Here is a 24,441-nt window from a genome sequence, read left to right on the forward strand (position 1 = left end):
AAATCCCGAAAGACGTTAGAGGTTGTCTTGCTGAGGCATACCAAGCACGTGGAAGCCGCCATCCACGCGCAGAATTTCTCCGCTGGTGCAGGCGCCGACGTCTGAAGCAAGGAAAACAGCAGCGCCGCCCACGGCTTCAAGCGTCGCATTGGAGCGCAGCGGAGCGTTTTGATCCGTATGCTTGTAGGTTTTACGCGCGCCGCCAATGGCTGCCCCTGCAAGGGTTTTCATCGGGCCGGGGCTGATCGCGTTGACGCGGATGCCTTCTGGGCCGAGATCGTTGGCCAGATAGCGCACTGTAGATTCCAGCGCGGCTTTGGCAACGCCCATCACGTTGTAGTTTGGCGTAACGCGCGTGGAACCCATGTAGGTCAACGTCAGGATCGTACCGCCATTTTCCACCATCATCGGATGCGCGCGGCGCGCCACTTCGATCAGGGAATAAGCAGAGATGTCCATCGAGTTTTTGAAATTCTCGCGTGAGGTGTTCAGGATACGGCCCGTAAGTTCGTTCTTGTCCGAATAGGCAATCGCATGCACCACAAAGTCAATCGTGTCCCAGCGCTCGCCGAGCGCCTCAAACGCCGCGTCAAGCGAGGCGTCATCCGTTACATCCACATCGACCATAAAGTCAGAGCCAACCGAGGCCGCGAGCGGCTCTAGGCGCTTGCCGAAAGCCTCGCCCTGATAGGTGAAGGCCAGCTCTGCGCCTGCTTCCGCCATCGCTTTGGCAATGCCCCATGCGATGGAGCGCTCGTTCGCGACGCCCATAATAAGGCCGCGTTTTCCCTGCATGGAACCCGTCATATCAAATCACCCGTGAAATTTGGAAAGAAGCATGGAGCCGTTGGTGCCGCCAAAACCGAAGGAGTTGGTCATCACCGTATCGAGCCCCGCGTTGTCGATGCGCGTCGTTGCGATCTCTTCCGGCTTAAGCGCTGGATCGAGGGTTTCGACATTGATCGACGGGATGATGAAATCGTTCTCAAGCGCGAGCAGGCAGTAGATGGCTTCCTGTGCGCCTGTTGCGCCTTGGGAGTGGCCTGTCATCGACTTGGTCGAGCTGACTGGGGGCGTTGAACCCTCACCAAAGACGCGGCGGACTGCTTCGATCTCGCCCACATCGCCCACGGGGGTCGATGTGCCGTGTGCGTTGATGTAGCTGATTTTGCGATCTTCGTTCAAAGTTCTCAAAGCCCCGCGCATCGCACGCTCGCCGCCCTCGCCAGAGGGGGCTACCATGTCTGCGCCATCAGACGTTGCAGAGAAGCCAGTGACCTCGGCGTAAATCTTCGCACCGCGCGCCTGTGCGCTCTCGAGGCTTTCCAGCACAACCATGCCGCCGCCGCCGCCGATCACAAAACCATCGCGGTTTGCGTCAAAGGCGCGGGACGCTTTCTCAGGCGTGTCATTATATTTGGACGACATCGCGCCCATCGCGTCGAACAGGCAGGACAGCGTCCAGTCGAGTTCTTCGCCGCCGCCCGCAAACATCGTGTCTTGCAGGCCAAGCGCGATTTGCTGCGCGGCCATGCCAATGCAGTGCAGGGACGTCGAGCACGCCGAGGTGATCGAGAAATTCATGCCCTTGATTTGATAGGCCGTCGCAAGGTTCGCTGAAACCGTCGAGGACATCGTCTTTGGAACTGCAAAAGGCCCGATGCGCTTGGTCGCGCCTGTTTTCAGAACAACCTGATGCGCGGCGAGCATGGCAGAGGTGCTTGGACCACCAGAGCCTGCAATCAAACCTGTCATCGGGTTGATGATCTCTTTCTCTGTAAGACCCGCATCCGCAATCGCCTGACCCATCGCAATATGCGCATAGGCAGAACCCGGCCCCATGAAACGCAGCGTGCGCTTGTCCACGTGATCTTTGATGTCGAGATCAATCGCGCCCGCGATTTGAGAACGGAACCCGTGTTCCTTCATATCCTCATTGGCGGTGATGCCAGAGCGCCCCTCTTGCAGCGAGGTCAAAACCTCACTGGCGTTGTTGCCAATGCTGGACACGATTCCCAGACCTGTGACGACGACACGGCGCATGGCGCACTCCTTTTCGTAACGTTAGCTCTATGTAGGGCAGAGCGGGGGATAGGTGCAAGGGGCGCAGCCGCGAGAACCATAAAGGCCCCGATTGAATGTCCGTAAAGCGCCGTGATCACCTTTCCCTTGAGGGCTGCGGCGTCAATTCGCTAACATGCGCGCTTGTTGCTTTTGCCTGCTGTGTGACGAGCTTCATCACCGCACGCGCACGCTCTGTGACTAATGACCCTTTGGGGTAGGCAATGAATACGTCAAAGAACTCACTATTGTTGGGCGTGACCCTGACAAGTTGTTTGCTTTGCTCTGCCTCAAGACAAAACTCGACAGGCATCCATGCCCGTCCTTCTCCAGCAATGACAAGATTGCGCAGGATAAAGAAATCTTCGCAAATGAGCGTTGGCGCTCTCGCCGAGGGGAATTGTGGATCAAAGGTCAATTCGCGCGCGCTCTCGTGGCTTTGCTCGGACGGCGCGCTATAAAGCTGGAACTCATGCGTTGCGATCTTGCGCGCGATTTGCGTCTGGTCCTCTAGGTTTCCGGCCCGAACTGCAAAATCGACCCTATCTTTGCGCATGTCGGTGATCTGCGGGTTCAAAACCAATTCGACACGGATTTCAGGAAATTGGGTTCGCAGCATCGGTAGAACCGGCACGATGCAAATTTCAGCCATGGTAGCCGAGGTGGCAATGCGGACCAATCCTGACATCGCGCGTTTGGATTCTGCTGCGGTCCTTGTGATTTGGCCAAGATCCTCCAAGAGCGGCGCGATTTTTTCCAAGAGCGCGGCTCCGTCCTGTGTCAATGTCACGGTGCGTGTTGTGCGTTGGAGTAGACGCAAGTCTAGCGTCTTTTCGAGAGCAGCGATGTGACGTGATAGCGTCGATGGTTGCATATCTAACAGCGCCGCCGCCTTGGAAAAGCTTTGCTGCTGGGCGACGACTGCGAATTGATTCAACGCATCGAATGGAATTTGCTTTAGTGCACTCATGCAATAGTCTTTTGCAAATTTGCGTGTTGAGCGCAACAAACTTGAATGAAACAGTTTCGACAAGTGAAACCAATTTCGAGGCTGTTATGCGCAATTCCAAACGTTTTTTGACTGTTCTTTCTGTCCTCTCGGGCGCGGCGCTGAGTGGTGCGGCGATTGCCGCGCCCGTGTCGCTAAGCGAAGAGAATTTTGCCTTCATTGCCAATGCAGGCTTTGAAAGCCACGCTGGTCGCGATGCGATTGTGCTTGCCTCCCCTGCCGAGGGCGCACCCTTTTCCTTTGGCGCTGCGGTGTTGAAAGGCATTGGCCTGAAGAACGGCACGATTGAATATGACGTGAACTTTGGCGATACCCGCACTTTTGTCGGCGCGAACTTTCGTATGCAGGATCAAAACAACTATGAAGAGTTCTATATGCGTGCGCATCAGTCGGGAAACCCCGATGCCAACCAATATATGCCCCGTTTTAACGGGGTGCCGTCTTGGCAACTCTATTACGGGCCAGCCTATTCCAGTGCGACAACTTATGACTTTGGGACGTGGACGCCTGTTAAGCTGGAAGTCTCCGAGGATCGCATGGACGTCTACATCGGCGATATGGAAACACCTGCGATTGCAAGTGTTCTGCGCCGCGACATCATGCCCGGCGGGATCGGATTTTGGGGATTGAACCTTGGTGGACCCGCTTGGATTTCAAACATCAACGTCACTCCAGCCGAGAGCCTCGAGCTCGCAGGAACACCTAGCGCGCCAGAGCCAATGGCGGTTGGTACAATTGCAGAATGGCAGGTGTCTGATCCCTTTGATGGTGCGAGTTTGAACAGCAAAACCAACATCGGCGATATGGCGAGCGGTGCGAGCTATCAGGCTTTGGATGCTGAGGCCTCTGGTCTTGTGAACCTTGCGCGGCTGCATGGGATCGAAGCGGGCAAAGACACGGTGTTTGCCAAGGTTTCGATCACAGCCGAACAAGCCAGCACCAAGCAGTTCGAGTTTGGATTTAGCGATGATGTACGTGTTTACTTGAATGGTGCGCTACTGGTTGAAGCTTCGGATCGCTATCGCACCAGAGATTACCGTTTCTTAGGAACTGTCGGATATTGGGACAGTGTCTATCTACCTTTGAAAGCAGGCGAGAACGAGTTGGTTTTGGCGATTACCGAAGATGTGGCCGATACAACAGGCTGGGCGGTTCAGGGGCGATTGCCCGATGTTGAAGGTCTCAGCATCAAGTGATTGTTCGTAAATAGTATTCGGGCCATCCTGTTGGGGGTGGCCCTTTTTTGTGCGCGCCGTTTGCTTGGATCAACAAAGTGACGGCGCGTTCAATGTGCCTGTAAAGCGCTTGCGTTCTTGCGAGGGCTCTTCCAACTCGTTACCCCAATCACGAGATTTTCAATTCGTGAAAGGTAGCTCCATGACGCTCCAGATTGATACCGCCCGCTTTAAGAACCTCGCGCTTGAAGCGCATGAGAATGGCGTTTGGGTCGTGACCTTGAACCGTCCGTCAAAGCGAAATGCGCTGGATATCGATACGATCGAAGAACTGGTTGATTTTTTCTCTGTCGCGCCGCGTGCAGGTGTCAGCGCTGTGGTTCTCGCAGGTGCGGGGGATCATTTTTGTGCAGGTCTCGACCTGATCGAGCATCACGATGAAGATCGCTCGCCTGCGGATTTCATGCATGTCTGCCTGCGTTGGCATGAGGCGTTTAACAAGATGGAGTATGGCGGCGTGCCGATCATTGCGGCGCTTCAGGGCGCAGTTGTTGGCGGCGGCTTGGAGCTTGCTAGTTCCGCCCATGTGCGCGTGATGGATGAAACCACCTACTTTGCCCTGCCAGAAGGTCAGCGCGGTCTTTTCACAGGCGGCGGCGCGACGATCCGTGTAACAGATTTGGTTGGCAAAGCACGCATGATCGACATGATGCTCATGGGACGCGTTTATTCAGGTGCAGAGGCGGAAGAGGTTGGCCTCGCGCAATATCGCGTTGAAGGTTCCAGCTTTGACAAGGCGATGGAACTGGCCAATCGCGCGGCGGAAAACCTGCCGCTCTCGAACTTTGCGATCTGCTCAGCGGTCAGCCACATGCAAAATATGTCCGCAATGGACGCGGCCTATGCCGAAGCCGTTGTGGCAGGTGTGGTCAACACCCAGCCCGATGCCCGCGCGCGTCTTGCCGCCTTTGCTGACAAGAGCGGCGCGCGGATCAGGCGAGATGGTTAGGCGTTAGGGTAAACTTGATGCGCGCCCTGACGAGCTGAACGTGACGCCAATCGTGCTGCTTCCAGTGATAGAAAGCTCTGTGTTGCCCGATCCCGTGGCACGGCCTGCATTGCTCCCACTAGACGGGGCGCAACTACAAAGCGCCAAGAGCGAAACGCCCAAGACGAGATACGCTTGAAGTCTCTTCATCGCGTCAGCAAAATCTTGCGCGAGCCACCAGCGCTATTTGCCATAAAGCCAACGGCAAGGTCGCCTTCAACGAACATGAGCGCGCCCCAGCTTTTTCGTGATCCACTGCCAAACTCCCAGAAATAGCGCGCAGGGTTGGCGCAACCATTCAGCACTTCAAGCTCTGTCTCGTTCAAACCATTGGGGGAAAGCGCGGCAGCGGACATATCAAATGGCGCGTTCGCCGCGTCGAGCGGCGTGAGCGCACGCCCCTCCATCAGCAAAGCCCCGCTCGCAGGATCGGCTGACAGCGTTCCCGTCATAATATTCGTGCCCTTTGTAAATCCCGTTCCCGCGGCAGACATGGTCCAGGTTCCAGACAAGTATTTTGCCATTTCTGCCTCTGTCTGGCTGGCACCTTTATCAATCCCGTCCCAACATGGGGACAAAACGAGGCTTTGCTCGGCAAACGCAGGCGAGGCAAGAAAGGCAATACAAAATGCGAATGGCTTTATCATCGTGTTGGTCCATCAAATCGAAATCAAAATGCGTGCGCTCAGGGCACCTTAGATAAGGATGCACAAGCTAGGTAGGTCGTTCAACAGCCGATTTGTTCGCGCCTATCGATGAGCTGCCTTATCATCCTACATCGTCAATCGCTCAGAAAACCAAATTCAGCATTACCATTGAAACGATCAGAAAAAGAACGGTCATGATGCCGCCCGATCTGACAAAATCAATGACCTTATATCCGCCGGGTCCCATAATTAGGGCGTTGACCTGATGTGTCGGGATTATGAACGAATTTGATGTTGATATTGCGACAGTCAGCGCAAATACCGCTGGGTTGGCACCTGCTGCGAGAGCGATTGAAACGGCTAATGGGACCAACAAAACCGTGGCTCCCACATTTGACATGACCAAAGAGAAGACCGTTGCAAGGATCGCTATACCTGCCTGAAGCGCCCAAATCGGCCAGCCGTCGAGAAGCACCAGAATTTGCTGAGCAATCCAAGCGGCAGTTCCAGTGTTCTGCACTGCTTGCCCAAGCGGTATGAGGCTAGCTAGCAAAAAGACGGTGTTCCAACCGACAGAGCGATAGGCTTCGTCTATGCTAAGAACCTTCGAAAGCATCATTCCGACAGCGCCAGTGAGCAGGCAAAGCGAAAGCCGAACGTCGGTGAAAAGGATCATCGACAGGGAGACCGCGAAGAAGAATAACGCCCACATTACCTTTTGCGGGCGTAGCTCTTCACGCGGGAAATCCGAGGTGACAACGACGAAATCGCGATCCTTAGACAGTTTGGCGAGGCGATTCCAGTGAATGAACCCAACAAGCGTGTCGCCGGCTTGTAGCGGTTCGTATCCGATGCGCGTGGGCTTGTGATCTTCGGTTTCAACGAGGCTCAATGTTTCTTCACCGCGATAAATCGCCAACATGCTCAAGCCATAGATTTTGCGAATTTCAACCTCTATTGCTGTTTTGCCAATCAGGCTAGAGCCTGGGGGAATGACAACTTCAGCGATACCTGCATTTGTAGCTGCGTATTCCTCTGAGAAGATATCCAGATCATCCAGCAAACGCGCGCCATGTGTTTTTGCAAGGTTCTCCGCTTCGCGGCGCTCACCGAGGATCGCCAAACGACACGGGGTTGTGATTTCGGTGGTAACTGGCGGCGGCGCTAAAAAGCGTTGTCCCTGATAGTAGGATCCCAGAATATGGATGTGATGACGGCGCATCGCTTCGACCATCATTTCACCATCAAGGCTACAGCCCGCTGGAAGATCAATCTCAAACAAGTCCGTTTCAACACCGTAGAGTTTACGCACATATTCTTTGATCGAAATGCCTGTCGAAACATCGTCTCGCGCGACATTGGGCAGAACGAAGCGGCCAAACAGCACGAAATAGAGGATGCCCGTCGCCACGAGCGCGATCCCGATTGGCGTGACCGAAAACAAACCAAACGTGTCCATTTGCATATCAGCTGGTAGCGATGCGTTTGCAGTGAGGATCAGATCGTTCAGCAAAATCAGCGGGGAAGACCCGACCATGGTCATTGTGCCGCCCAAAATCGCGCAGAACCCCATCGGCATTAAGAGGCGTGACATCGCGATGCCCGAGCGGGTTGAAATTCGGCTGACCACAGGAAGGAAAAGCGCCGCAGCGCCGACGTTCTGAAGGAAACTTGAAATGAAACCTACGGTTCCTGAAATGATTGGCAAAATACGCGCTTCGGTCTTGCCTCCGTGTTTCAGGATTGCGGCTGCGACTTTGTTCATGATGCCGGTTTTATCAAGCCCAGCACCGACGATCATAACAGCGATTATCGATATCACAGCGTTCGATGCAAAACCGTCGAACAAATGCGGCACATCCGCGAGGTTCTCTAGTCCCGGAATGTAGCTAAGAATGCCGACAATCACGAGAACCAAAACGGCGGCCAAATCGATCCTGACGATTTCTGACACGAACAGGAATACAGTAAAGCCTAATAGTCCAATCACCACTGCCATCTCGGTCGTGAATGCCAGTGTTTCCATTGTCCCTCTTTTTGCCCGCGCGGCCGCTAAATACCAAAATCATCCACCAGAAGCCGTTAGGCGCAAAGGTTGGACCAGCTTGGAACAGGCTCGCGATCAAGTAAACCATAAAGGTAAATTGGCACCAATTCGAGGCGTCGAAGGGGCGGTGCAATTACTGCCTAATCGTCTCGAGCGGGTTCATTTGGATCGCTCGAAAACAGCGCGATCTTGTTTCCTTGGGGATCACGCAAGTAACTGACATAGAACTGCGGCCCGTAATCTGCGCGAAACCCTGGTTGCCCTTCATCCGTGCCGCCAGAGGTTAACGCAGCCGCGTGAAGGTCGCGAACTTGCTGCTGAGAGCGGGCTTCGAACGCAATCATGACGCCGTTCCCTGCGCTTGCAGGGCGTTTGTCGAACGTCGGCTTCACATAAAAATCCGCGAAAATAGGGGGCTGATCCGGCTCTACTGGGAGAGCGTAGCTAAGTCCTTCAGGCCCTACTTTCAGCCCATATCCAAGTGCAGGCAAAACCGCGTCATAGAACCGTTTTGCGCGGTCAATATCATCCGCGCCGACAGTGACATAAGAGATCATTGGGTCTTCCTGCTATTTACTAATCTTCACAGCGCGTTTGTTGCCTGCTTCGAGTGTAGCGCTTTATTTGACCCAGTGAAGGGGGGGCACGAAGCCTGCTGTCGATCTTAGCCTTTCTATTGGCCTTCTGGAGAAACCTCGCAGCGGGCGCATTATCGAAATTGCTTGAGAATAAGTGGTGGTTTTGTCATGTCTCAACAGGCGGATTGCTGGGCGCGAGATGATCAAGCGACAGCAACCTTCTGAAAGGGTTTCACCATTGTTAGGTTTTTCATGCGTAGATGGTGTCCTCTGCGGGGACAGCTCATTCCAATACACATATTTTGAGAAGGCCCCTAACTTGCGGCGGGGCAACCGCTTAGCGCATTTCTTGGCCGCTTTTGCGTTTGATCGTCGTGGGATTAGGGCATGAGTGCAATTCTAACGATTACCTTCCCAATTTATGCAGCAATCGCCATCGGATATTTGGTGGTTTTCAAAGGGTGGTTCGCACCCTCCGCTATGAAAGTGCTGGGGAGTTATGTCTTGAACATCGCTTTGCCCGCACTTTTGTTCAATGCTGTGGCCTCACGAGACTTTGCCGAAGTGTTTGATTACGGCTACATTCTCATCTTTCTCATTGGCAGCCTCACTACGCTCGCGCTGTCTTTCCTTTGGTTCACATTTACCAGCCGAGACAAGTTGCGACGCGCTGTTGCGGTGTTCGGAAGCGGTTGCCCGAACTCGGGGTTCATTGGCTATCCTATGATGCTACTGATCTTGCCCAATGAGGCTGGGGTGATACTGGCGCTGAATTTCCTCGTTGAGAACTTTTTCCTGATCCCGATCTGCCTGATACTCTTGGATCTTTCGCAAGACACAGTCGAAACGCCTATCCGGCGCAGGCTGGCTGAACTGTTTTGGGGAATCCTAAAACGACCGATGATTATTGGGCTGCTGCTCGGCGTCTTTGTGTCGGTGTTTCAAGTGCCAATGCCCGACGCCTTCACTCGCCTGTTGCAGATGTTATCAGCCTCTGCCTCGGCCGTGGCGCTCGTGGTGATTGGCGGCTCGTTGGTTGGATTGCCCTTGAAAGGCAACCGCGCATTTGCGAGTCAGATTGCTGCTGCAAAGCTGGTTTTGCATCCTGCGGTGATGGGATTGGTGCTGCTGCTGTTTACAGGAACTGGAATTGTATATTTGCCCGCTGAGTTGCAGGTCGCGGTCATTCTTTCAGCCGCGATGCCAATGTTTAGCATCTATCCGGTTTTAGCGCAGGAGTATGGTCAAGAGGGTGTCGCTTCGATCGCAATGCTTGTCGCGACCGCATTTGCGTTTTTGACCTTAAGTGGCCTGTTGCTCTGGCTAACGTAGCGGTGCAAACAAAACCGAAGTCAAACAAATTGGCCGTACCTGTGAAACAAGTACGGCCTTTCGGCTTAGCTCTCAGATAGAGCAACTTTCATGCCTGTGACCTCGTAAATCACTTCGCCATCTGCTTCGACGATGCCGTCCGCAACGCCCATTGTCAGGCGGCGGGTTTGGATCGCCTTGGTGAAATCGATCTTATAGGTCAGCATCTTGCGATCAGGACGCACCATGCCTTTCAGTTTCACTTCACCCACGCCAAGCGCATAGCCGCGACCCTGCCAGCCGCGCCAGCCGAGGTTGAATCCGGTAAGCTGCCACAGACCATCAAGGCCAAGACAGCCGGGCATGATCGGATTGCCAGGGAAGTGGCAGTCAAAGAACCACAGATCAGGCGAGATATCGAATTCCGCTTCGATATAGCCTTTGCCATGTGCGCCGCCATCTGCGGAGCAATCGGTAATGCGGTCCATCATCAACATGGGTGGTTCTGGCAATTGGGCATTGCCCTCGCCAAACAGCTCGCCTCTTGCGCATTTGAGAAGGTCGTCTTTGTCAAAGCTGCTGGGGAAATTGGACATGATGGCTCCTGCATTAAGCATGTTTTCCGAGGTGTAGCATCGCGGTGCAGAGGGGTGCAAGAGAGCGACGTCGCGGCGATATACTTCTTGCAATTGAAAATGCCTCGCAAAAGCGCTTATATGGAGGCAATACATGCAAGGACGAGTGATGACCCAGCCGACCCCTCAGAACCGCGCCGCCGATTGGCTTGCTGGCGCAGGACTGCGCCCGACGCGGCAACGCCTTGCTTTAGCGGATCTTTTGGTAGGCGATGGCAATCACCGCCATGTCACCGCCGAAAGCCTGTTTGCCTCGGCAAAAGGGCAGGGTGAGAGCGTGTCGCTCGCGACCGTCTACAACACGCTGCGCGCCTTTTGCGAAGTTGGTTTGGTGCAAGAAGTCACGGTTGACGGCTCCAAAAGTTACTTCGACACAAATACCCACGATCACCCCCATTTCTATTGGGAAGATGAGGGCCGTTTGAGCGATGCAGACGCCAGCAAGCTGGAGATCGCGTCGCTGCCGGATGTGCCCGAGGGTATGGAAATCGCCAAGGTCGATGTGGTGATCCGTCTGCGCCGGGCTTAATGGTCAAACTGCTCTGGTTTAGCGATCTCCATTTCACATCTGCTGGCGATCAGTTCGGCTATGATCCGCGCGCGCGTTTAGATGTGTTGATCGAGCATATCTCCAAACACCACAGTGACGCCGCGCTTTGTGTCATTTCCGGCGATATGGTGGATGAGCCAACACGCGAAAACTACGCGGAATTGGCCAACCGATTGGCGCATTTGCCAATGCCCTACCTGCCGATGACCGGTAATCACGACTTGCGATCTGAGTTTTCACAAGCGCTCGCTTTACCCGATTCAGTGCAGGACGGGTTCCTCCAATATGCCGTAACGCTGGACGGTCTGCGATTGATCTGTCTTGATACGCTGACCGAGAACAGCGACGATGGATCGTTCTGCGAGACGCGCCGCGATTGGCTCGCGGATAAATTGGCCCGTGACAGAAAAACCCCGACGGTCGTGTTTTGTCATCACCCGCCACTTGCGCTTGGCTATCCCATGCTAGATCCGAACTGCATCGACACAGGTGCGACATTGCTAAACATGCTTGCCGCCGCGCCGAATGTGCGCCAGCTCTTGTTCGGCCATGTACACCGTCACATGCAGGGTGTGACGCAGGGTTTGCCTTTTGCCTCGATCCGCTCTGTGCTCTATCAGGCACCGCCCCCGATGCCCGCATGGGATTGGGACAGTTTCACCCCCGCACATGAGCCACCCGAGATTGGCGTGCTGACATATGCGGATGATATTCTAAGGCTTCAGTTCGAACCATTCTGCACCGCAGATCACGGGTTCATGCCTGCACTGTAAGGACAAAATTATGCGCGCGATAGGCTATTCAGAATTTGGTGCAGCGAGCGACGTGCTGGCTATGCACGACATTGCAATGCCCGAACCTGCGACTGGCGAAGTGCGCGTTAAGCTCGCCTATTCTGGTGTGAACCCCTCCGATGCCAAGGCCCGCTCTGGCACTCGGCCCGGCGTGCTCAAACCCGCCTTTGATCTGGTGGTCCCGCATTCTGATGGCGCGGGGGTGATCGAGGCTGTGGGCGCGGGCGTTGACCCTGCACGCATTGGCGAAAAGGTCTGGATTTGGAACGGCCAATGGCAACGCGCCTTTGGCACGGCGGCCGAGGCCATTACCTTGCCAGCCGAGCAAGCGGTTACCTTACCCGATGGTGTGTCTTTGGAGGCGGGCGCAACCCTTGGCATTCCCGCCCTTACTGCGGCGCATACGACGTTTGGCGGCGGTGATGTCGCAGGGCAAACCCTGTTGATCTCTGGTGGCGCAGGCGCGGTGGGGCACAACGCGGTGCAGCTTGCCAAATGGGGCGGCGCGACGGTAATTGCGACAGCCTCCCCCAGCGCATTCGAGCGCGTGAAAGCAGCGGGCGCGGATCATGTGCTCGACTATCGAGCGCCTGACTTGGCGGCGCAAATCCTGTCTCTCACCGATGGCAAAGGCGTGGACCGCGCCGTGGAGGTCGAATTCGGCGCGAACATTGATCTATTAGCCGAAGTTGTGCGCGCCAACGGCACCATTGCCGCCTATGGCTCGCAAATCGATATGACGCCGACGCTGCCCTTCGGACCTTTATTGTTCAAAGCGATCACCATCGACATAGTTCTGGTCTACATTCTTGAAGATACTGCGCGCACAGCGGCGATCGCAAAGCTTCATGACGCCTTGAGCGCAGGTGCCTTGCATCCAGCCATACATGACATCATGCCCCTCGAAGACGCGGCAAAAGCCCATGAACGAGTGATGAGTGCAGGGCGCAACGGGGCGGTTTTGTTGAAAATCTAACGCGACCCTTGCCCCTCCACGCCCCCCGCGCCATGGTGGCGCAAAATGGGGGGCGCATATGCCAATAAAGATCTGTGTCTTTGACGCTTACGGGACGCTTTTTGATGTGGGTGCGGCTGCGCGCACTGCCGCCGCTGAGCCCGGGCGCACGAAGCTCGCTGAAAAAGCCACTGAGCTGGCCGAGTTTTGGCGCCAAAAGCAGCTCAGTTATTCCTGGTTGCGTGCCGTCAGTGGCAATCACATTGATTTCTGGACGGTCACGGAAAACGGCCTCGATTGGGCGTTAGAGCGCACAGGTCTTGATGGCGACGTCGAGCTGCGTGAACGACTGTTGTCGCTCTATTGGGAACTTGCGGCCTACCGCGAAGTTCCGATGATGCTGGCGACGCTCAAGGCTGCTGGCATGAAGACTGCGATCCTTTCCAATGGTGAACCTGAGATGCTGGAAGGCGCGGTCAAATCGGCTGGGCTCGAGATTTATCTGGACGCGGTTCTTTCGGTGGAGGACGTTGGCGTGTTCAAGCCTGATCCAAAGGTCTACCAGATGGTGCTGGACCGCTTTAAGTGCAGCGCGGATGAGGTGCTTTTTGTCTCTTCCAACGGTTGGGATGCGGCCGCGGCGAGCGGCTTTGGCTTCCAAACCGCATGGGTCAACCGCGCGGGCGAGCCGATGGACCGTCTCTTTGCCGAGCCGCAGCATGTGCTTTCCGATCTTACCGAAATTCCTAAACTCGCAGGTCTCTAAATGCCCCGATTTGACACTTCTGACGGTCTCTCTTTGCACTATGAGGATGAAGGCACCGGCCTGCCGATCCTCTGCCTGTCTGGCCTGACTCGTGATAGCCGCGACTTTGAATATGTGCTGCCACATCTCAAAGGCAATCGCGTGATCCGCCTTGATTATCGTGGGCGCGGAAAATCCGATTGGGCGGATGATTTCAACACCTATAATATCATGCGCGAAGCGACGGATGCGGTGGAATTGCTGGACCATCTGGGGCTGGAAAAGGCCGCGATCCTTGGCACCTCGCGCGGTGGCTTGATCGCGATGGGCCTCGCCGCGACGCTCAAGACGCGCCTGCTTGGCGTGGCGATCAATGATGTTGGCCCTGTGCTTGATCCCAAGGGGATCGAGGTCATCATGACCTATCTCGGCATCAAGCCGAAGGCCAAAACCTTGGCTGAAGCCTCCGCTGCGCGCGCCCATGTGATGCGCGATCTTTTCCCGAATGTGCCGCAAACGCGCTGGGACGAAGAGGTGGCGAAGTTTTTCAATGAGACCGCAGACGGGTTGGAACTGACCTACGATGCCAAATTGCGCGACGCGGTGGAGGCGAGCAGCCATGCCGCCGTGCCCGACCTTTGGCCGTGGCTTGAGGCGTTAAACGGCTTGCCGACAGCGATCATTCGCGGCGCGAACTCTGATCTGCTGACACAAGAAACCTACGAAGAAATGCTCAAACGCCTGCCCGAAGCCAAGGGCGCAGTGGTGCCAGATCGCGCCCATGTGCCGTTCTTGGATGAACCCGAAGCCGTGGACCTTCTGCTCGCGTGGATCGCTGAAATGCAATGAATATCGAGATGATCCGCGCCGCCTACGCGCGTGGCAAGGGCACCGTGCGGCGCACGCCGCTTTTGTCCTCACCGTTTCTGGACGAGATCGCTGGGCGCAAGCTGTTCCTGAAAGCTGAGTGCCTGCAACACACAGGCAGCTTCAAGTTTCGCGGCGGCTGGTCCGCTCTCTCGGGGATGGAGCCTGACAAACGCGCCAAGGGCGTGATTGCTTTTTCCAGTGGAAACCATGCGCAAGGCGTTGCTTTGGCTGCGAAAATGCACGGTGTCTCTGCGGTGATTATCATGCCGGAAGATGCGCCGCGCGTGAAAATCGAGAACACACGCGCGCTGGGCGCTGAGGTGGTTTTGTATGATCGCGGCAGCGAAGATCGCGACTTGATTGGCGATAAACTCTCCAAAGAGCGTGGGCTAACTTTGGTCAAACCCTTCGACAATTCCTTTGTGATTGCGGGGCAGGGCACCTGCGGCATTGAAATCGCCGAGCAGGCGAAAGAAGAGGGCATTGAGCGCGCCGAAGTCATCACCTGCTGCGGTGGCGGCGGTCTCACCTCTGGCATCGCGATGGCACTGGAATCGGACGCGCCAAATTTCAAAGTGCGCACGGCGGAGCCCGTCGGATTTGACGATGTGGCCCGCTCGCTGCACACAGGCGCGATCCAGCGCAACAACGCGCTGACAGGCTCGATCTGCGATGCGATCATCACGCCACAGCCGGGGGATTTGACCTTTCCGATCATGCACCGCCTCTGCGGCGCGGGCTTTGCGGTGAGCGAAGAAGAGACCCTACGCGCGATGGCCCTCGCGTTCGAGCGTTTGCGCGTGGTGATCGAGCCAGGCGGCGCTGTCGCGCTGGCGGCAGCGCTGTTTCACGGGAGTGATTTGAACGAGGATACGGTGATCGTCACCGCCTCTGGCGGCAATGTCGACAAGGACGTGTTCATGCGCGCCTTGGCAACCTTGGAGTAGACAGATGGACCGCGTAACGATTGCCAGCTTTAACGTCAAAAACCTGATCGGGGCCGAAAAAGAATACTATAAGTTCCAAATCTACACGGAAGAGGAGCACGCTTGGAAAGAAGCATGGCTCGCCGATCAGATTGTGACCATGGACGCGGATATCGTTGGGTTCCAAGAAATTTTCGAGGAAAAAGCGCTCCGTGATGTGATTGAAGAGGCCGACGAGATTGGCGAGGAAAGCAACGAGGATGTGATCCCCGACCGCTCCAAACGCTATCGTAAAAAGGCGATTTTTCGTAAATTGAAATACACAGGCTACCGCGATGCAGCGCTGGCCTTTGCGCCCAATGTGAATGATGGCGAGCCGGGGCAGCGTCGCCCGGGCGTTGCGCTCCTGTCGCGCTTTGGTTTCGTTGAAACACCTGAAATTATTCAAGACCTGCCCGAACCGCTCGACATTCCATTTCAGGATATGGGCGGCGGCGATGGCGGGTTTTACCGTTTTTCGCGGCTCTCGCGGCCTATCCTAAAGGCGCGGGTACCAATGGGCAAAGAGGTGGTAACGGTCTTTAACTGCCACCTGAAATCCAAGCTTGGCGAATTTGTGCGCCCCGAGGGTGCGGAGTTCGCGCCTGAATCTGATCTGGCGGAATACGATGCGGTTGGCCGCGCACTGGGATCAGCACGCGCCGCGATGCGCCGCATGGCCGAAGCATGGGTGCTGCGCCGCGAGATTGTCGCTGAACTGGAAGCAGGCCGCCCCGTTATTGTCATGGGGGATTTCAACGATAGCGAACATGCGGTCAGCAGCGAAATTATCGCGGGCGAAAAGCCGTTCAAGAACTATTCATGGATGCTGCGCCACAATGCGAAAGCCTCTAATGATCGCTATAGCAAGGAAGAGAACGAGCAGATCCAAGCAGAGATCAGCGCGGTGCGTTTGCATTCTGCCGAAAAGCTTTTTGTGAAAAAATCGCTGCGTGATATGGTCTACACCTCAGCCTTTGGCGGGGTGTTTGAGAGCGTTGATCAAATCTATCTCTCGCGTCATTTCGTGCCAGAAGCGGGGGGTAAATTGGGGGCGATGGAGTATTTCAGTGTGTTCAACGATCATTTGACCGACGGAAGCCATGAGGATGCGCCGTATAACAAACTCGCCTCGGATCATGGTCAAATCATGGTGCATTTGGCGCTGAACGACAGCGAAGGAGAGACGCGATGAAATGGTTTGATGCAGGCGATGCGCAGCTTCACTGGCGCGAGGATGGCGATCCAGATGGCGCGCCTGTGGTCTTTTCCAACTCGCTCGGCACGGACCTGCGGCTCTGGGATCCTGTTTTGGATTTCATGCCCAAAGAGGGCTTGCGCTATATCCGGTATGATACGCGCGGGCATGGCCTGTCGTCTTGCCCTGAAGGCCCCTACAATATGGGTGGCTTGGTCACGGATACCGAACGCTTGATGGAACATGCGGGTGTTAAAGACGCGGTTTTTGTCGGGCTGTCTATGGGCGGATTGATTGCGCAAGGGCTGGCGGTGAAACGTCTTGATCTGATCCGAGGTATTGTCCTGTCCAACACGGGTGCAAAGATTGGCAACACCGAAATGTGGAACGATCGTATCAACTTGGTCACCACGGGCGGGATCGAGGCAGCCGCAGATGCGACGATGGAGCGTTGGTTCTCTAAAGCGTTCCGCGAGACCGGTGAATTGCACATGTGGCGCAATATGCTGACGCGTCAGCCAGCGGACGGATATAACGCGAATATGGCTGCGATTGCCCGTACGGATATGATCACGCCAACCTCTGGGTTGCGCCTGCCAGCGCTGGGCATTGCAGGGTCTGAGGATGGTGCCACGCCGCCAGATATGGTGCGCGAGTTGATGGGGTTGATCCCCGGCTCTGGCTTTGAGTTGATGCGTAAAGCGGGGCATTTGCCCTGCGTGGAGCAGCCTGAGTTATATGCCAAGCACCTGATGAGGTTCATGGATAGTATTGCTCACGGCTCGAATGGCTGAGTTCCTTTTGATCCACGGCTCTTGCCATGGGGCATGGTGCTGGCGCGATGTGATCCCGGCGCTTGAGGGCTTGGGTCACACAGCACGTGCGATTGATTTGCCGAGCCACGGGGAGGACAAAACGCCGATCGCGGAGGCAACGCTCGACGGATACCGCGATGCGATTTTAGCCGCGATTGAGACCCCTGTGATTTTGGTCGGGCATTCCATGGCGGGCTTTCCGATTGCCGCGGCGGCAGAGGCCGCTCCAGACAAGATCGCGCGGTTGATTTATCTATGTGCTTATGCGCCGTTTTCTGGGGAATCCGTGATTAGCATGCGCAAAATGCAAAAGAGCCAACCTTTGATGGACGCTATTGAAATCAGCGAGGATCGCCTGAGTTGGTCGCCGAAACTGGATCACGCCAAAGCCGCTTTTTATCATGATTGCTCTGATGAGGTAATCGCCTATGCCAAAGCGAATATCGTTCCTGAACCGAACCTGCCGCAGTTGACGCGTTTGGAGCTGGGCGCGAATTATGAGCGGACCTCGAAGGCCTATATCCGTTGCACCAATGATAAAACGATTCCGCCCGAATTTCAGATCGAAATGGCCGCGCGCTTGAGCCCAGAAGAACGTTACGAGATGGCGACGTCCCATTCGCCATTTTTTGCGGACCCTGCGGGATTGGCGGCATTGCTCGACAAGATCGCAAAGGCGCGGTAACAGGCGCGCCATGAGTGATGAAAAACCCGACTTAAAACACCCCTCCGGCGCGCCATGGCGTAACTTTTACGGCCGTTTTAAAGGCAAGACCATGCGCAGCAGCCAGCAAGCCTATCTGGATGAAGATCTGGAGGCCTTGTCACCCGGTGCAGTAGGCTGGGAGGAAAACCCGACCCGCGAGACCCTTGATATTGAAGGGCTGTTCGGGGATCGACCGCTTTGGCTAGAGATCGGTTTTGGCGGCGGCGAGCATTTGGTGCATCAGGCGGCGCTTTATCCCGAGGTTGGTATCATCGGCGCAGAGCCCTATTTGAACGGCGTTGCGATGCTTTTGGGCAAAATTCGCGAGGCTGACGTCAGCAATCTGCGTGTGCATCCAGGGGACGCGCGTCACTTGTTTGATGTGTTGCCCGCAGGGTCCGTGTCGAAGGTGTTTTTGAACTACCCCGACCCTTGGCCGAAAAAGCGCCATCATCGTCGCCGTTTTGTAACGCCTGAACATTTGGAAGCTTTGGCTGTGGTCATGCATTCGGGCGCCGAATTGCGTGTTGCGACGGATATCGAAGATTATGTGCGCCAGACTTTGGAAGAGGTGCCGCGCGCGGGGTTTGAGTGGACGGCTGAAAGCTCGGCGGATTGGAAAACACCGTGGAGCGATTGGATTTCGACACGGTATGAGCAGAAAGCCCTGCGCGAGGGGCGTGTACCGCATTATTTGACGTTCATTCGTCGCTGATGGGGGCGGTGCGTGAAATCACGCACCCTACGTAAAGAGGGGGCCAGCCCCCGTCTTGGCGCGGCCAAGACTCCCCCGGAGTTTATCTTGGAAAATGAAGCGGCCTTATGATGGACGCGGTTTTGTGCTTGCGCTATCAGGGGCATTAACTCGATTTTGCAGAAAGATTTGCGCATGTCTTCACACGGCACTCCTGTTCCTATGTCCTCGTCTAAATGCGGTCCTTTGACGGGGCGCGCGGATGTTCCCGGGGATAAGTCGATTTCGCATCGTTCGTTGATTTTGGGCGCAATGGCCGTGGGCGAGACGCGGATTAGCGGCCTGCTTGAGGGTGAGGATGTTCTTGATACTGGCAAGGCGATGCGCGCTTTTGGGGCCGAGGTCACGGATCATGGCGGCGGCGAGTGGTCAGTGCACGGCGTTGGCGTTGGCGGCTTTGCCGAGCCTGAGAACGTGATTGATTGCGGCAATTCCGGCACTGGCGTGCGCTTGATCATGGGCGCGATGGCGACGACGCCGATTGTGGCGACCTTTACGGGCGATGCGAGTCTCAATGGGCGTCCTATGGCGCGCGTGACCGATCCGCTGGCTTTGTTTGGCGCTGAGGCGGTTGGCCGCGAGGGTGGGCGTTTGCCAATGACCATCGTTGGCGCGAAAGAGCCAGTGCCTGTGCGTTATGAAACGCCTGTTCCCTCTGCGCAGGTGAAGTCTGCTGTCTTGCTCGCGGGATTGAATGCGCCGGGTCAAACGGTGGTGATCGAGAAGGAAGCGACGCGCGATCACACGGAGCGTATGTTGCAGGGTTTTGGCGCGGAGTTGACAGTTGAGGTGACCAGCGAGGGGCGCGTGATCACGCTTACGGGTCAGCCGGAGTTGAAGCCGCAGGTGATTACTGTGCCGCGCGACCCAAGCTCGGCAGCGTTTCCTGTCTGTGCGGCGTTGATCACTGAAGGCTCAGACGTTTTGGTGCCGAACATTGGTCTTAACCCAACGCGCGCGGGTCTGTTCGAGACTTTGCGCGATATGGGCGCGGATCTGACATATGAGAACGAACGTATCGAAGGCGGCGAGCCGATGGCGGATCTGCGCGCACGCTATTCGCCCGACATGAAGGGTATCGAGGTGCCGCCAGCGCGCGCGGCTTCGATGATTGATGAATATCCTGTGTTGTCCGTTGTTGCGGCCAATGCGACGGGTGACACAGTGATGCGCGGCGTTAAGGAATTGCGCGTCAAGGAAAGCGATCGCATTGATGCCATGGCGACAGGGTTGCGCGCCAATGGGGTTGAGGTCGACGAAGGTCCCGATTGGTGGATCGTCAAAGGCCAAGGCATGGGCAATGTCGCGGGCGGCGGGCTCTGCGCGAGCCATTTGGATCACCGCATCGCCATGTCATTCCTTGTGCTTGGGATGAGCACGAAAGAGCCTGTGCGAGTGGATGATGCGGGGCCGATTGCGACCTCCTTCCCGATTTTTGAACCGCTCATGGCTGAACTTGGGGCGAAGATCGTGCGCAATAACAGGTGAGCAAGGTGGCACCCTTCTCCAAGATAGTGCTTTGGGTGACGATAGCTGTTTTCCTGTGTTTGAATGCAGTGCAGGTTTTCGTGTTTGGCGTCGCGACCCAACAAAATTGGGCGCTTGATACACGGGCGCTGGGGTATTCAGCCGCTGACGCGCGCGACTTTCTGGACGCGATTGGGGTATCCGGTCGGGCGGCGTTTTTTGGATACTACAGGTGGCTAGATACGCTCTTTCCCCCGATGCTCGCGGTGTCGCTGATCCTGTTGTTCCGTCAAATCAGCGGCGCGCGTTCAATGCTTGCGCTCGGCGTGTTTAGCCTGTTGCCTTTGGGCTATTTGATCGCAGATATTACCGAGAATTCGTTTTTGAAGAGGCTGGATTCGAACCTTGGATTCGAGGCGGCGGTGATGGCGGCGCAGGACGCGACAAAGTTGAAGTATCTCGTTCTGGGTATCGCCTTTCTAGTGCTAATAGGTTTCACTTTGTTTGAGAAATTAAGGAAGAATTGATGGGTTTTACAATAGCAATTGATGGACCGGCTGCTGCGGGCAAAGGAACGTTGTCAAAGGCGGTCGCAGCGCACTTTGGCTTTGCACATCTGGATACTGGACTTTTGTATCGGGCAGTCGGGGCAAAAACTTTGCTTGGCGCGGAGCCAATAGAAGCTGCACAAGAATTGGTTGCGGAGGATCTGGATGTAGATGGACTTCGCACGCCTGATGTTGCCCAAGCCGCAAGCCGCGTTGCGGTAATCGCAGAGGTGCGCGCCGCGCTGGTCGACTTTCAACGCGCGTTCGGTGCGCGGGCAGGGGGCGCTGTGCTCGATGGCCGCGATATTGGCACAGTGATTTGTCCGGATGCTGCGGTGAAACTCTTTGTGACGGCCTCTGCAGAAGTGCGCGCGGAACGGCGGTATCTAGAGCTTTCTGCGAAGGGTGATCCAAGCACGCGTGACGAGGTATTGGCCGACGTACAAGCAAGAGACGCGCGTGATATGGAGCGCGTCGAGGCACCTTTGAAACCTGCGGATGATGCTGTTTTGATCGACACGTCCGATCTAAGCATCGACGAGGCGGTTGCAAAAGCGATTGCTGCGATCCAAGCTCACACGCTCTAATCACGCAAGCGTGGTTCGACTAATGCAAGTGGACCTGTCTATGATAATGCATCCCTGACAAAGAGGTGCATTTCATGCGGTTATTGGTGATTGGTCTCGCGTTCTTGGCGCTTCCCCTATGGGCCGAAGACGAGCCAAAAATGACTGGCGTGCGAATGGGCGCGATCCTTCAAGCGATTGACCCTGATGCTGTTTCGCGCGGCGCGATGACGGAGCTGACCATCGACGATGTGCCGATCATGGTCATTGTGGACGAGCGCGCAGATCGCATGCGCGCGATGGTGCCGATCCGCAGCGCGGAGGGCATTGAGCCAGAAGAATTGCAGCGCATGATGCAAACGAATTTTGACACGGCCTTGGATGCGCGATACGCGATTGCGCAGGGCCGTGTTTGGGGTGTCTTTATTCACCCCTTGTCGCCGTTAAAGCGGCGCCAATTACTGTCTGGCTTGATACAAACAGTAAATCTCGCGCGATCTTATGGGCAGACCTACACCGGCGGCGCGCAGCACTTTGGGGGTGGGGACAGCAATGGAATCTACCGAGAATTGCTTGAAGAACTGCTTGAGAAGGGCGAGGCGCTTTAGTCGCCTGATGGGACTTGGATTGCCGCTACAAATTTGCGTTCGTCCCTAGCTACACTTCTTCATATTGGCATTTGTGATCGTTTTGAAGTCAAACGAAAATGGCTGGCGTGTCGGATCAAGGTCAAAGATAACCTCGCTTGCCTTCGCCACTTGCATGCACTCAAATCGATCGAACAAGCCAAAAAGGTCAGTGCGGAGTTTTGCATCTGGCGCGCTGGATTTTGTTCGTGCCAATTCCAGAACCAAATTGCGTTCCGGCTTCGTCGGAAAGAGACACATTGCCAGATCGTATCTTGCGCGCGTCGATGAGAAGTAGGCTGGGTTCTGATTTTCCGCGTCCGCAAAACCAAGAAATGAACCGAAATAGTCAGCCAATGCGATGACAGCGATCTCATATTTATTGAGCGCTTCGGTGGTGGCGGCTTCGATATTTGGATCGATCTCAAATGGCGGAAATTTACTCCAAGCATTTGGGTTCAACGCCTCAAACCTGCTCCACTCCGTATTGCAATGCTTTGCTGCGACTTCGGGGCGCGTGACGGTCTGAAACTGATCAGCCCACGTTGAACCAGTCATCGCCAAAAGTAGCGCAGCTGATTTTGTCGAAAGTTGGAATAATCTCATGGCCTGCCTTCTCTTTTGAGGATGACTTAGACAAAGAATGCGGCGTGATTTGGCAGAAATTTTGGTGTTTTCGGCAGCATTTACGCCGCAGAACTTGTCTTGACGTTGCGCAGGGTGTTCCGTCGAACTGATATCCTGAAAGAGCGCGTTCCGAACCCTTTCGGCCAAGGCAGAAAAATCGACGTCTGAGCCGGTTATCAATTGAGATCGCTTTGCGCTGCCCGATCGCGCCACACCGCCAAGATTTTTTTCGACGACAGGGCGGTGCTCAGAGAGCGTTTCCTTCTTCTTCGGTGTATCTTCGCGATCCTTGAGGCTCGGATACGTGTTCACTATAGTCTCGCGGCTTTTGAGGGCTGCGAGGTGCCCGTCGTAGATTTGGAATCAAAGCCGTTTGTTGAGTAGCGAGTCAGCGGCCAGTTGCTGTCAAAGCTTGGTTTTTTTCTAGGGACGCGATGGCTGAGGGCTGATCAACAACAAGATGCCGAACATGCACATTGTAATACCTGACACCCGCTGCAGCGTAGGCAACCTGTCTGCGGCGAAGCTCGAGGCAAAGCGGCCTGACACAGCGTAGACAAAGATTGCAACAGCCTCCATGAGCAAGAATGCAGCACCTAGCATCGCATAGCTCTGCCAATAATTCTCAGGAACTACAAACTGTGGGAAGAACGCTGCAAAAATAAGGATCGCTTTTGGGTTGCTCAATGCCACTAGTGCCTCGCTTTTGAAGGCGCGCGCAAAGCGTGCAGGTGTTGCGTTGATCTTTGAAGTCGCTGTCGTGCGAGCGCTGCGCCACAGGTTAAGGCCAAGCCATACAAGATAAGCTGCGCCGAGTGTTTTAACGATGCTGAAAATGAGTGCTGAGGCTGTGAGGACAACACCAAGGCCCAGAGCGCTCACTGCAATCATCGGAACAAAAACAATTAGCCTACCGAGAGCCGCCTTTTGAGCGAAAACGACGCCCCCCTTTGCACCATGCGTCATCGCTAGGAGGTTGTTGGGTCCAAACGCCAAGTTCAGCGCAAAACATGCGGGAATAAAGAAAACCCATTCTATCATGCTGTGTTGCCCTTGTTCGCTCGAGCCACTTTTAGGCAATGCTGAGCTGCAATAACGGGCGAGCTACGAACAGGAATGCCCAAATCCGTAAGTTTGGCTTCTGCGACACGCATCGACGCCTGCGCCAAAACGATGCTCTCTACATCCGGTTCTTCCGAGATTTTTGATTTGATGGTTTCAGCGATCGACGCTGCATAGGCGTCCATATCCCCAGCTTCAAAGAACGCCCAAGCCTCGCGGCAAATCAGTGGCATTGCGGTTATGTTCTGACCTGCATCTTTCGCACAATCAGCCAGCAGATCTAGCGTCGCCTCGCGCGTGCTATCCAAACAAAGAGCAACCAAGATTTTATTCCCATCTGCGCAGGCCTGCTCCATCAATGGGCGATCAATTCTGACAATAGATTTGTTCGATAGTGCCGCTTCGTCTGCGAGCGGTCCCAAGGTGGAGCACGTGCAAAGTACCGCATCAGCAGCGCTTAAGCCCGTTAGCAACGTCTCGACGTCTGAACGAACTGCGTCGACCCCATGCTGCCGCGCACTCTCAAGCAAGGTCGCATCGACATGATGGGTCAGCTGTACAGAACTATCTAGGCCGTCGAAAATTTGATCGAAAGTCGCAACGTGAACATCTGCAGTGTGTAGAAAGGCGATACGCATTGTTTTTCTCGTGGAATTGCTTGGAAATTGAGCTTCGCTGCAAT

General features: G+C 55.4%; 27 protein-coding genes. 17 read left to right on the forward strand and 10 right to left on the reverse strand.

From position 1 onward, the window contains the following. Positions 1–15: 15 nt before the first annotated feature. The 3 genes from ACRBCU_RS00360 to ACRBCU_RS00370 all read right to left on the reverse strand — a co-directional run bounded on the left by ACRBCU_RS00360 (position 16) and on the right by ACRBCU_RS00370 (position 3,031). Positions 16–807, reverse strand: a complete 792-nt coding sequence (locus tag ACRBCU_RS00360) for an enoyl-ACP reductase FabI (protein WP_431363371.1) — start codon at positions 805–807, stop codon at positions 16–18. A gap of 6 nt (positions 808–813) precedes the next feature. Then, on the reverse strand, positions 814–2,043 hold the full coding sequence (fabB, locus tag ACRBCU_RS00365) for a beta-ketoacyl-ACP synthase I (protein ID WP_431363372.1): 1,230 nt from the start codon (positions 2,041–2,043) through the stop codon (positions 814–816). Between the two features lie 115 nt (positions 2,044–2,158). Further along, positions 2,159–3,031, reverse strand: a complete 873-nt coding sequence (locus tag ACRBCU_RS00370; RefSeq protein WP_431363373.1) for a LysR family transcriptional regulator — start codon at positions 3,029–3,031, stop codon at positions 2,159–2,161. A gap of 41 nt (positions 3,032–3,072) precedes the next feature. On the opposite strand from ACRBCU_RS00370, the gene ACRBCU_RS00375 reads away from it, so the two are divergent. Together ACRBCU_RS00375 and ACRBCU_RS00380 are read left to right on the forward strand one after the other, a co-directional pair. Then, a complete protein-coding gene (locus ACRBCU_RS00375) occupies positions 3,073–4,266 on the forward strand; it encodes a hypothetical protein (protein ID WP_431363374.1) in 1,194 nt (397 codons plus the stop codon). Positions 4,267–4,447: 181 nt separating this feature from the next. Next, positions 4,448–5,254 (forward strand): crotonase/enoyl-CoA hydratase family protein, encoded by an 807-nt coding sequence (locus ACRBCU_RS00380; protein WP_431363375.1) that lies wholly within the window; start codon positions 4,448–4,450, stop codon positions 5,252–5,254. 185 nt (positions 5,255–5,439) lie between these two features. On the opposite strand, the gene ACRBCU_RS00385 is transcribed toward ACRBCU_RS00380, so the two are convergent. From ACRBCU_RS00385 to ACRBCU_RS00395, 3 genes are all read right to left on the reverse strand, one after another. Beyond that, a complete protein-coding gene (locus tag ACRBCU_RS00385) occupies positions 5,440–5,940 on the reverse strand; it encodes a hypothetical protein (protein WP_431363376.1) in 501 nt (166 codons plus the stop codon). 142 nt (positions 5,941–6,082) lie between these two features. After that, positions 6,083–7,966, reverse strand: coding sequence for an SLC13 family permease (locus tag ACRBCU_RS00390; protein ID WP_431363377.1), 1,884 nt, complete (start codon positions 7,964–7,966; stop codon positions 6,083–6,085). A 161-nt stretch (positions 7,967–8,127) separates the two neighbouring features. Then, on the reverse strand, positions 8,128–8,544 hold the full coding sequence (locus ACRBCU_RS00395; protein ID WP_431363378.1) for a VOC family protein: 417 nt from the start codon (positions 8,542–8,544) through the stop codon (positions 8,128–8,130). Positions 8,545–8,952: 408 nt separating this feature from the next. On the opposite strand from ACRBCU_RS00395, the gene ACRBCU_RS00400 reads away from it, so the two are divergent. Continuing rightward, a complete protein-coding gene (locus ACRBCU_RS00400; RefSeq protein WP_431363379.1) occupies positions 8,953–9,897 on the forward strand; it encodes an AEC family transporter in 945 nt (314 codons plus the stop codon). A 65-nt stretch (positions 9,898–9,962) separates the two neighbouring features. Here the strand turns inward: ACRBCU_RS00400 and fabA are convergent, their stop codons facing one another. Next, complete coding sequence (gene fabA / locus ACRBCU_RS00405; protein ID WP_431363380.1) at positions 9,963–10,472, reverse strand: bifunctional 3-hydroxydecanoyl-ACP dehydratase/trans-2-decenoyl-ACP isomerase; 510 nt, start codon at positions 10,470–10,472, stop codon at positions 9,963–9,965. Between the two features lie 148 nt (positions 10,473–10,620). On the opposite strand from fabA, the gene irrA reads away from it, so the two are divergent. The 14 genes from irrA (at position 10,621) to ACRBCU_RS00475 (ending at position 22,052) form a co-directional block, all read left to right on the forward strand. After that, positions 10,621–11,040 carry an iron response transcriptional regulator IrrA gene (gene irrA / locus ACRBCU_RS00410; protein WP_431363381.1) on the forward strand — a complete coding sequence of 140 codons (420 nt, stop codon included), beginning with the start codon at positions 10,621–10,623 and terminating at the stop codon, positions 11,038–11,040. Further along, entirely contained in the window at positions 11,040–11,834 is a 795-nt protein-coding gene (locus ACRBCU_RS00415) for a metallophosphoesterase (protein ID WP_431363382.1), read from the forward strand. Before irrA ends, ACRBCU_RS00415 begins: the two co-directional genes overlap by 1 nt. Before the next feature lie 10 nt (positions 11,835–11,844). Further along, on the forward strand, positions 11,845–12,831 hold the full coding sequence (locus ACRBCU_RS00420; RefSeq protein ID WP_431363383.1) for an NADPH:quinone reductase: 987 nt from the start codon (positions 11,845–11,847) through the stop codon (positions 12,829–12,831). Positions 12,832–12,889: 58 nt separating this feature from the next. Next, positions 12,890–13,576, forward strand: coding sequence for a haloacid dehalogenase type II (locus tag ACRBCU_RS00425; protein ID WP_431363384.1), 687 nt, complete (start codon positions 12,890–12,892; stop codon positions 13,574–13,576). Further along, entirely contained in the window at positions 13,577–14,404 is an 828-nt protein-coding gene (locus tag ACRBCU_RS00430; RefSeq protein ID WP_431363385.1) for an alpha/beta fold hydrolase, read from the forward strand. It abuts the gene before it with no gap. Next, a complete protein-coding gene (locus tag ACRBCU_RS00435) occupies positions 14,401–15,372 on the forward strand; it encodes a threonine ammonia-lyase (protein WP_431363386.1) in 972 nt (323 codons plus the stop codon). The genes ACRBCU_RS00430 and ACRBCU_RS00435 overlap by 4 nt, the downstream gene beginning before the upstream one ends. Positions 15,373–15,376: 4 nt before the next feature. After that, a complete protein-coding gene (locus ACRBCU_RS00440) occupies positions 15,377–16,585 on the forward strand; it encodes an endonuclease/exonuclease/phosphatase family protein (protein ID WP_431363387.1) in 1,209 nt (402 codons plus the stop codon). After that, positions 16,582–17,382 (forward strand): 3-oxoadipate enol-lactonase, encoded by an 801-nt coding sequence (gene pcaD / locus ACRBCU_RS00445; RefSeq protein WP_431363388.1) that lies wholly within the window; start codon positions 16,582–16,584, stop codon positions 17,380–17,382. Before ACRBCU_RS00440 ends, pcaD begins: the two co-directional genes overlap by 4 nt. Beyond that, positions 17,375–18,088, forward strand: a complete 714-nt coding sequence (locus ACRBCU_RS00450; RefSeq protein WP_431363389.1) for an alpha/beta fold hydrolase — start codon at positions 17,375–17,377, stop codon at positions 18,086–18,088. Before pcaD ends, ACRBCU_RS00450 begins: the two co-directional genes overlap by 8 nt. 10 nt (positions 18,089–18,098) lie before the next feature. Next, positions 18,099–18,824 carry a tRNA (guanosine(46)-N7)-methyltransferase TrmB gene (gene trmB, locus ACRBCU_RS00455; RefSeq protein WP_431363390.1) on the forward strand — a complete coding sequence of 242 codons (726 nt, stop codon included), beginning with the start codon at positions 18,099–18,101 and terminating at the stop codon, positions 18,822–18,824. A gap of 174 nt (positions 18,825–18,998) precedes the next feature. Next, on the forward strand, positions 18,999–20,351 hold the full coding sequence (aroA, locus tag ACRBCU_RS00460; RefSeq protein ID WP_431363391.1) for a 3-phosphoshikimate 1-carboxyvinyltransferase: 1,353 nt from the start codon (positions 18,999–19,001) through the stop codon (positions 20,349–20,351). Between the two features lie 5 nt (positions 20,352–20,356). After that, positions 20,357–20,857 (forward strand): hypothetical protein, encoded by a 501-nt coding sequence (locus ACRBCU_RS00465; protein ID WP_431363392.1) that lies wholly within the window; start codon positions 20,357–20,359, stop codon positions 20,855–20,857. Continuing rightward, positions 20,857–21,465, forward strand: coding sequence for a (d)CMP kinase (locus ACRBCU_RS00470; protein ID WP_431363393.1), 609 nt, complete (start codon positions 20,857–20,859; stop codon positions 21,463–21,465). Before ACRBCU_RS00465 ends, ACRBCU_RS00470 begins: the two co-directional genes overlap by 1 nt. Positions 21,466–21,539: 74 nt before the next feature. After that, entirely contained in the window at positions 21,540–22,052 is a 513-nt protein-coding gene (locus ACRBCU_RS00475; protein WP_431363394.1) for a hypothetical protein, read from the forward strand. Positions 22,053–22,097: 45 nt separating this feature from the next. On the opposite strand, the gene ACRBCU_RS00480 is transcribed toward ACRBCU_RS00475, so the two are convergent. From ACRBCU_RS00480 to ACRBCU_RS00490, 3 genes are all read right to left on the reverse strand, one after another. Continuing rightward, positions 22,098–22,676, reverse strand: coding sequence for a hypothetical protein (locus ACRBCU_RS00480; protein ID WP_431363395.1), 579 nt, complete (start codon positions 22,674–22,676; stop codon positions 22,098–22,100). 444 nt (positions 22,677–23,120) lie between these two features. After that, positions 23,121–23,738, reverse strand: a complete 618-nt coding sequence (locus tag ACRBCU_RS00485) for a LysE family translocator (protein ID WP_431363396.1) — start codon at positions 23,736–23,738, stop codon at positions 23,121–23,123. Continuing rightward, positions 23,735–24,397, reverse strand: coding sequence for a hypothetical protein (locus tag ACRBCU_RS00490; RefSeq protein ID WP_431363397.1), 663 nt, complete (start codon positions 24,395–24,397; stop codon positions 23,735–23,737). Before ACRBCU_RS00490 ends, ACRBCU_RS00485 begins: the two co-directional genes overlap by 4 nt. Positions 24,398–24,441: the final 44 nt, after the last annotated feature.

This window comes from Planktotalea sp. (genome assembly GCF_050633725.1).
Taxonomy (GTDB): Bacteria; Pseudomonadota; Alphaproteobacteria; order Rhodobacterales; family Rhodobacteraceae; genus Planktotalea.

Coding starts and splice junctions, on each gene's coding strand:
- ACRBCU_RS00475 (WP_431363394.1), top strand. CDS start 21,540: ATGCGGTTATTGGTGATTGGTCTCGCGTTCTTGGCGCTTCCCCTATGG.
- ACRBCU_RS00480 (WP_431363395.1), bottom strand. CDS start 22,676: ATGAGATTATTCCAACTTTCGACAAAATCAGCTGCGCTACTTTTGGCG.
- irrA (WP_431363381.1), top strand. CDS start 10,621: ATGACCCAGCCGACCCCTCAGAACCGCGCCGCCGATTGGCTTGCTGGC.
- ACRBCU_RS00420 (WP_431363383.1), top strand. CDS start 11,845: ATGCGCGCGATAGGCTATTCAGAATTTGGTGCAGCGAGCGACGTGCTG.
- ACRBCU_RS00390 (WP_431363377.1), bottom strand. CDS start 7,966: ATGGAAACACTGGCATTCACGACCGAGATGGCAGTGGTGATTGGACTA.
- ACRBCU_RS00415 (WP_431363382.1), top strand. CDS start 11,040: ATGGTCAAACTGCTCTGGTTTAGCGATCTCCATTTCACATCTGCTGGC.
- ACRBCU_RS00380 (WP_431363375.1), top strand. CDS start 4,448: ATGACGCTCCAGATTGATACCGCCCGCTTTAAGAACCTCGCGCTTGAA.
- ACRBCU_RS00485 (WP_431363396.1), bottom strand. CDS start 23,738: ATGATAGAATGGGTTTTCTTTATTCCCGCATGTTTTGCGCTGAACTTG.
- ACRBCU_RS00425 (WP_431363384.1), top strand. CDS start 12,890: ATGCCAATAAAGATCTGTGTCTTTGACGCTTACGGGACGCTTTTTGAT.
- fabA (WP_431363380.1), bottom strand. CDS start 10,472: ATGTCCAATTTCCCCAGCAGCTTTGACAAAGACGACCTTCTCAAATGC.
- ACRBCU_RS00385 (WP_431363376.1), bottom strand. CDS start 5,940: ATGATAAAGCCATTCGCATTTTGTATTGCCTTTCTTGCCTCGCCTGCG.
- ACRBCU_RS00395 (WP_431363378.1), bottom strand. CDS start 8,544: ATGATCTCTTATGTCACTGTCGGCGCGGATGATATTGACCGCGCAAAA.
- ACRBCU_RS00400 (WP_431363379.1), top strand. CDS start 8,953: ATGAGTGCAATTCTAACGATTACCTTCCCAATTTATGCAGCAATCGCC.
- ACRBCU_RS00430 (WP_431363385.1), top strand. CDS start 13,577: ATGCCCCGATTTGACACTTCTGACGGTCTCTCTTTGCACTATGAGGAT.
- pcaD (WP_431363388.1), top strand. CDS start 16,582: ATGAAATGGTTTGATGCAGGCGATGCGCAGCTTCACTGGCGCGAGGAT.
- fabB (WP_431363372.1), bottom strand. CDS start 2,043: ATGCGCCGTGTCGTCGTCACAGGTCTGGGAATCGTGTCCAGCATTGGC.
- ACRBCU_RS00490 (WP_431363397.1), bottom strand. CDS start 24,397: ATGCGTATCGCCTTTCTACACACTGCAGATGTTCACGTTGCGACTTTC.
- ACRBCU_RS00360 (WP_431363371.1), bottom strand. CDS start 807: ATGACGGGTTCCATGCAGGGAAAACGCGGCCTTATTATGGGCGTCGCG.
- ACRBCU_RS00470 (WP_431363393.1), top strand. CDS start 20,857: ATGGGTTTTACAATAGCAATTGATGGACCGGCTGCTGCGGGCAAAGGA.
- trmB (WP_431363390.1), top strand. CDS start 18,099: ATGAGTGATGAAAAACCCGACTTAAAACACCCCTCCGGCGCGCCATGG.
- ACRBCU_RS00440 (WP_431363387.1), top strand. CDS start 15,377: ATGGACCGCGTAACGATTGCCAGCTTTAACGTCAAAAACCTGATCGGG.
- aroA (WP_431363391.1), top strand. CDS start 18,999: ATGTCTTCACACGGCACTCCTGTTCCTATGTCCTCGTCTAAATGCGGT.
- ACRBCU_RS00435 (WP_431363386.1), top strand. CDS start 14,401: ATGAATATCGAGATGATCCGCGCCGCCTACGCGCGTGGCAAGGGCACC.
- ACRBCU_RS00450 (WP_431363389.1), top strand. CDS start 17,375: ATGGCTGAGTTCCTTTTGATCCACGGCTCTTGCCATGGGGCATGGTGC.
- ACRBCU_RS00370 (WP_431363373.1), bottom strand. CDS start 3,031: ATGAGTGCACTAAAGCAAATTCCATTCGATGCGTTGAATCAATTCGCA.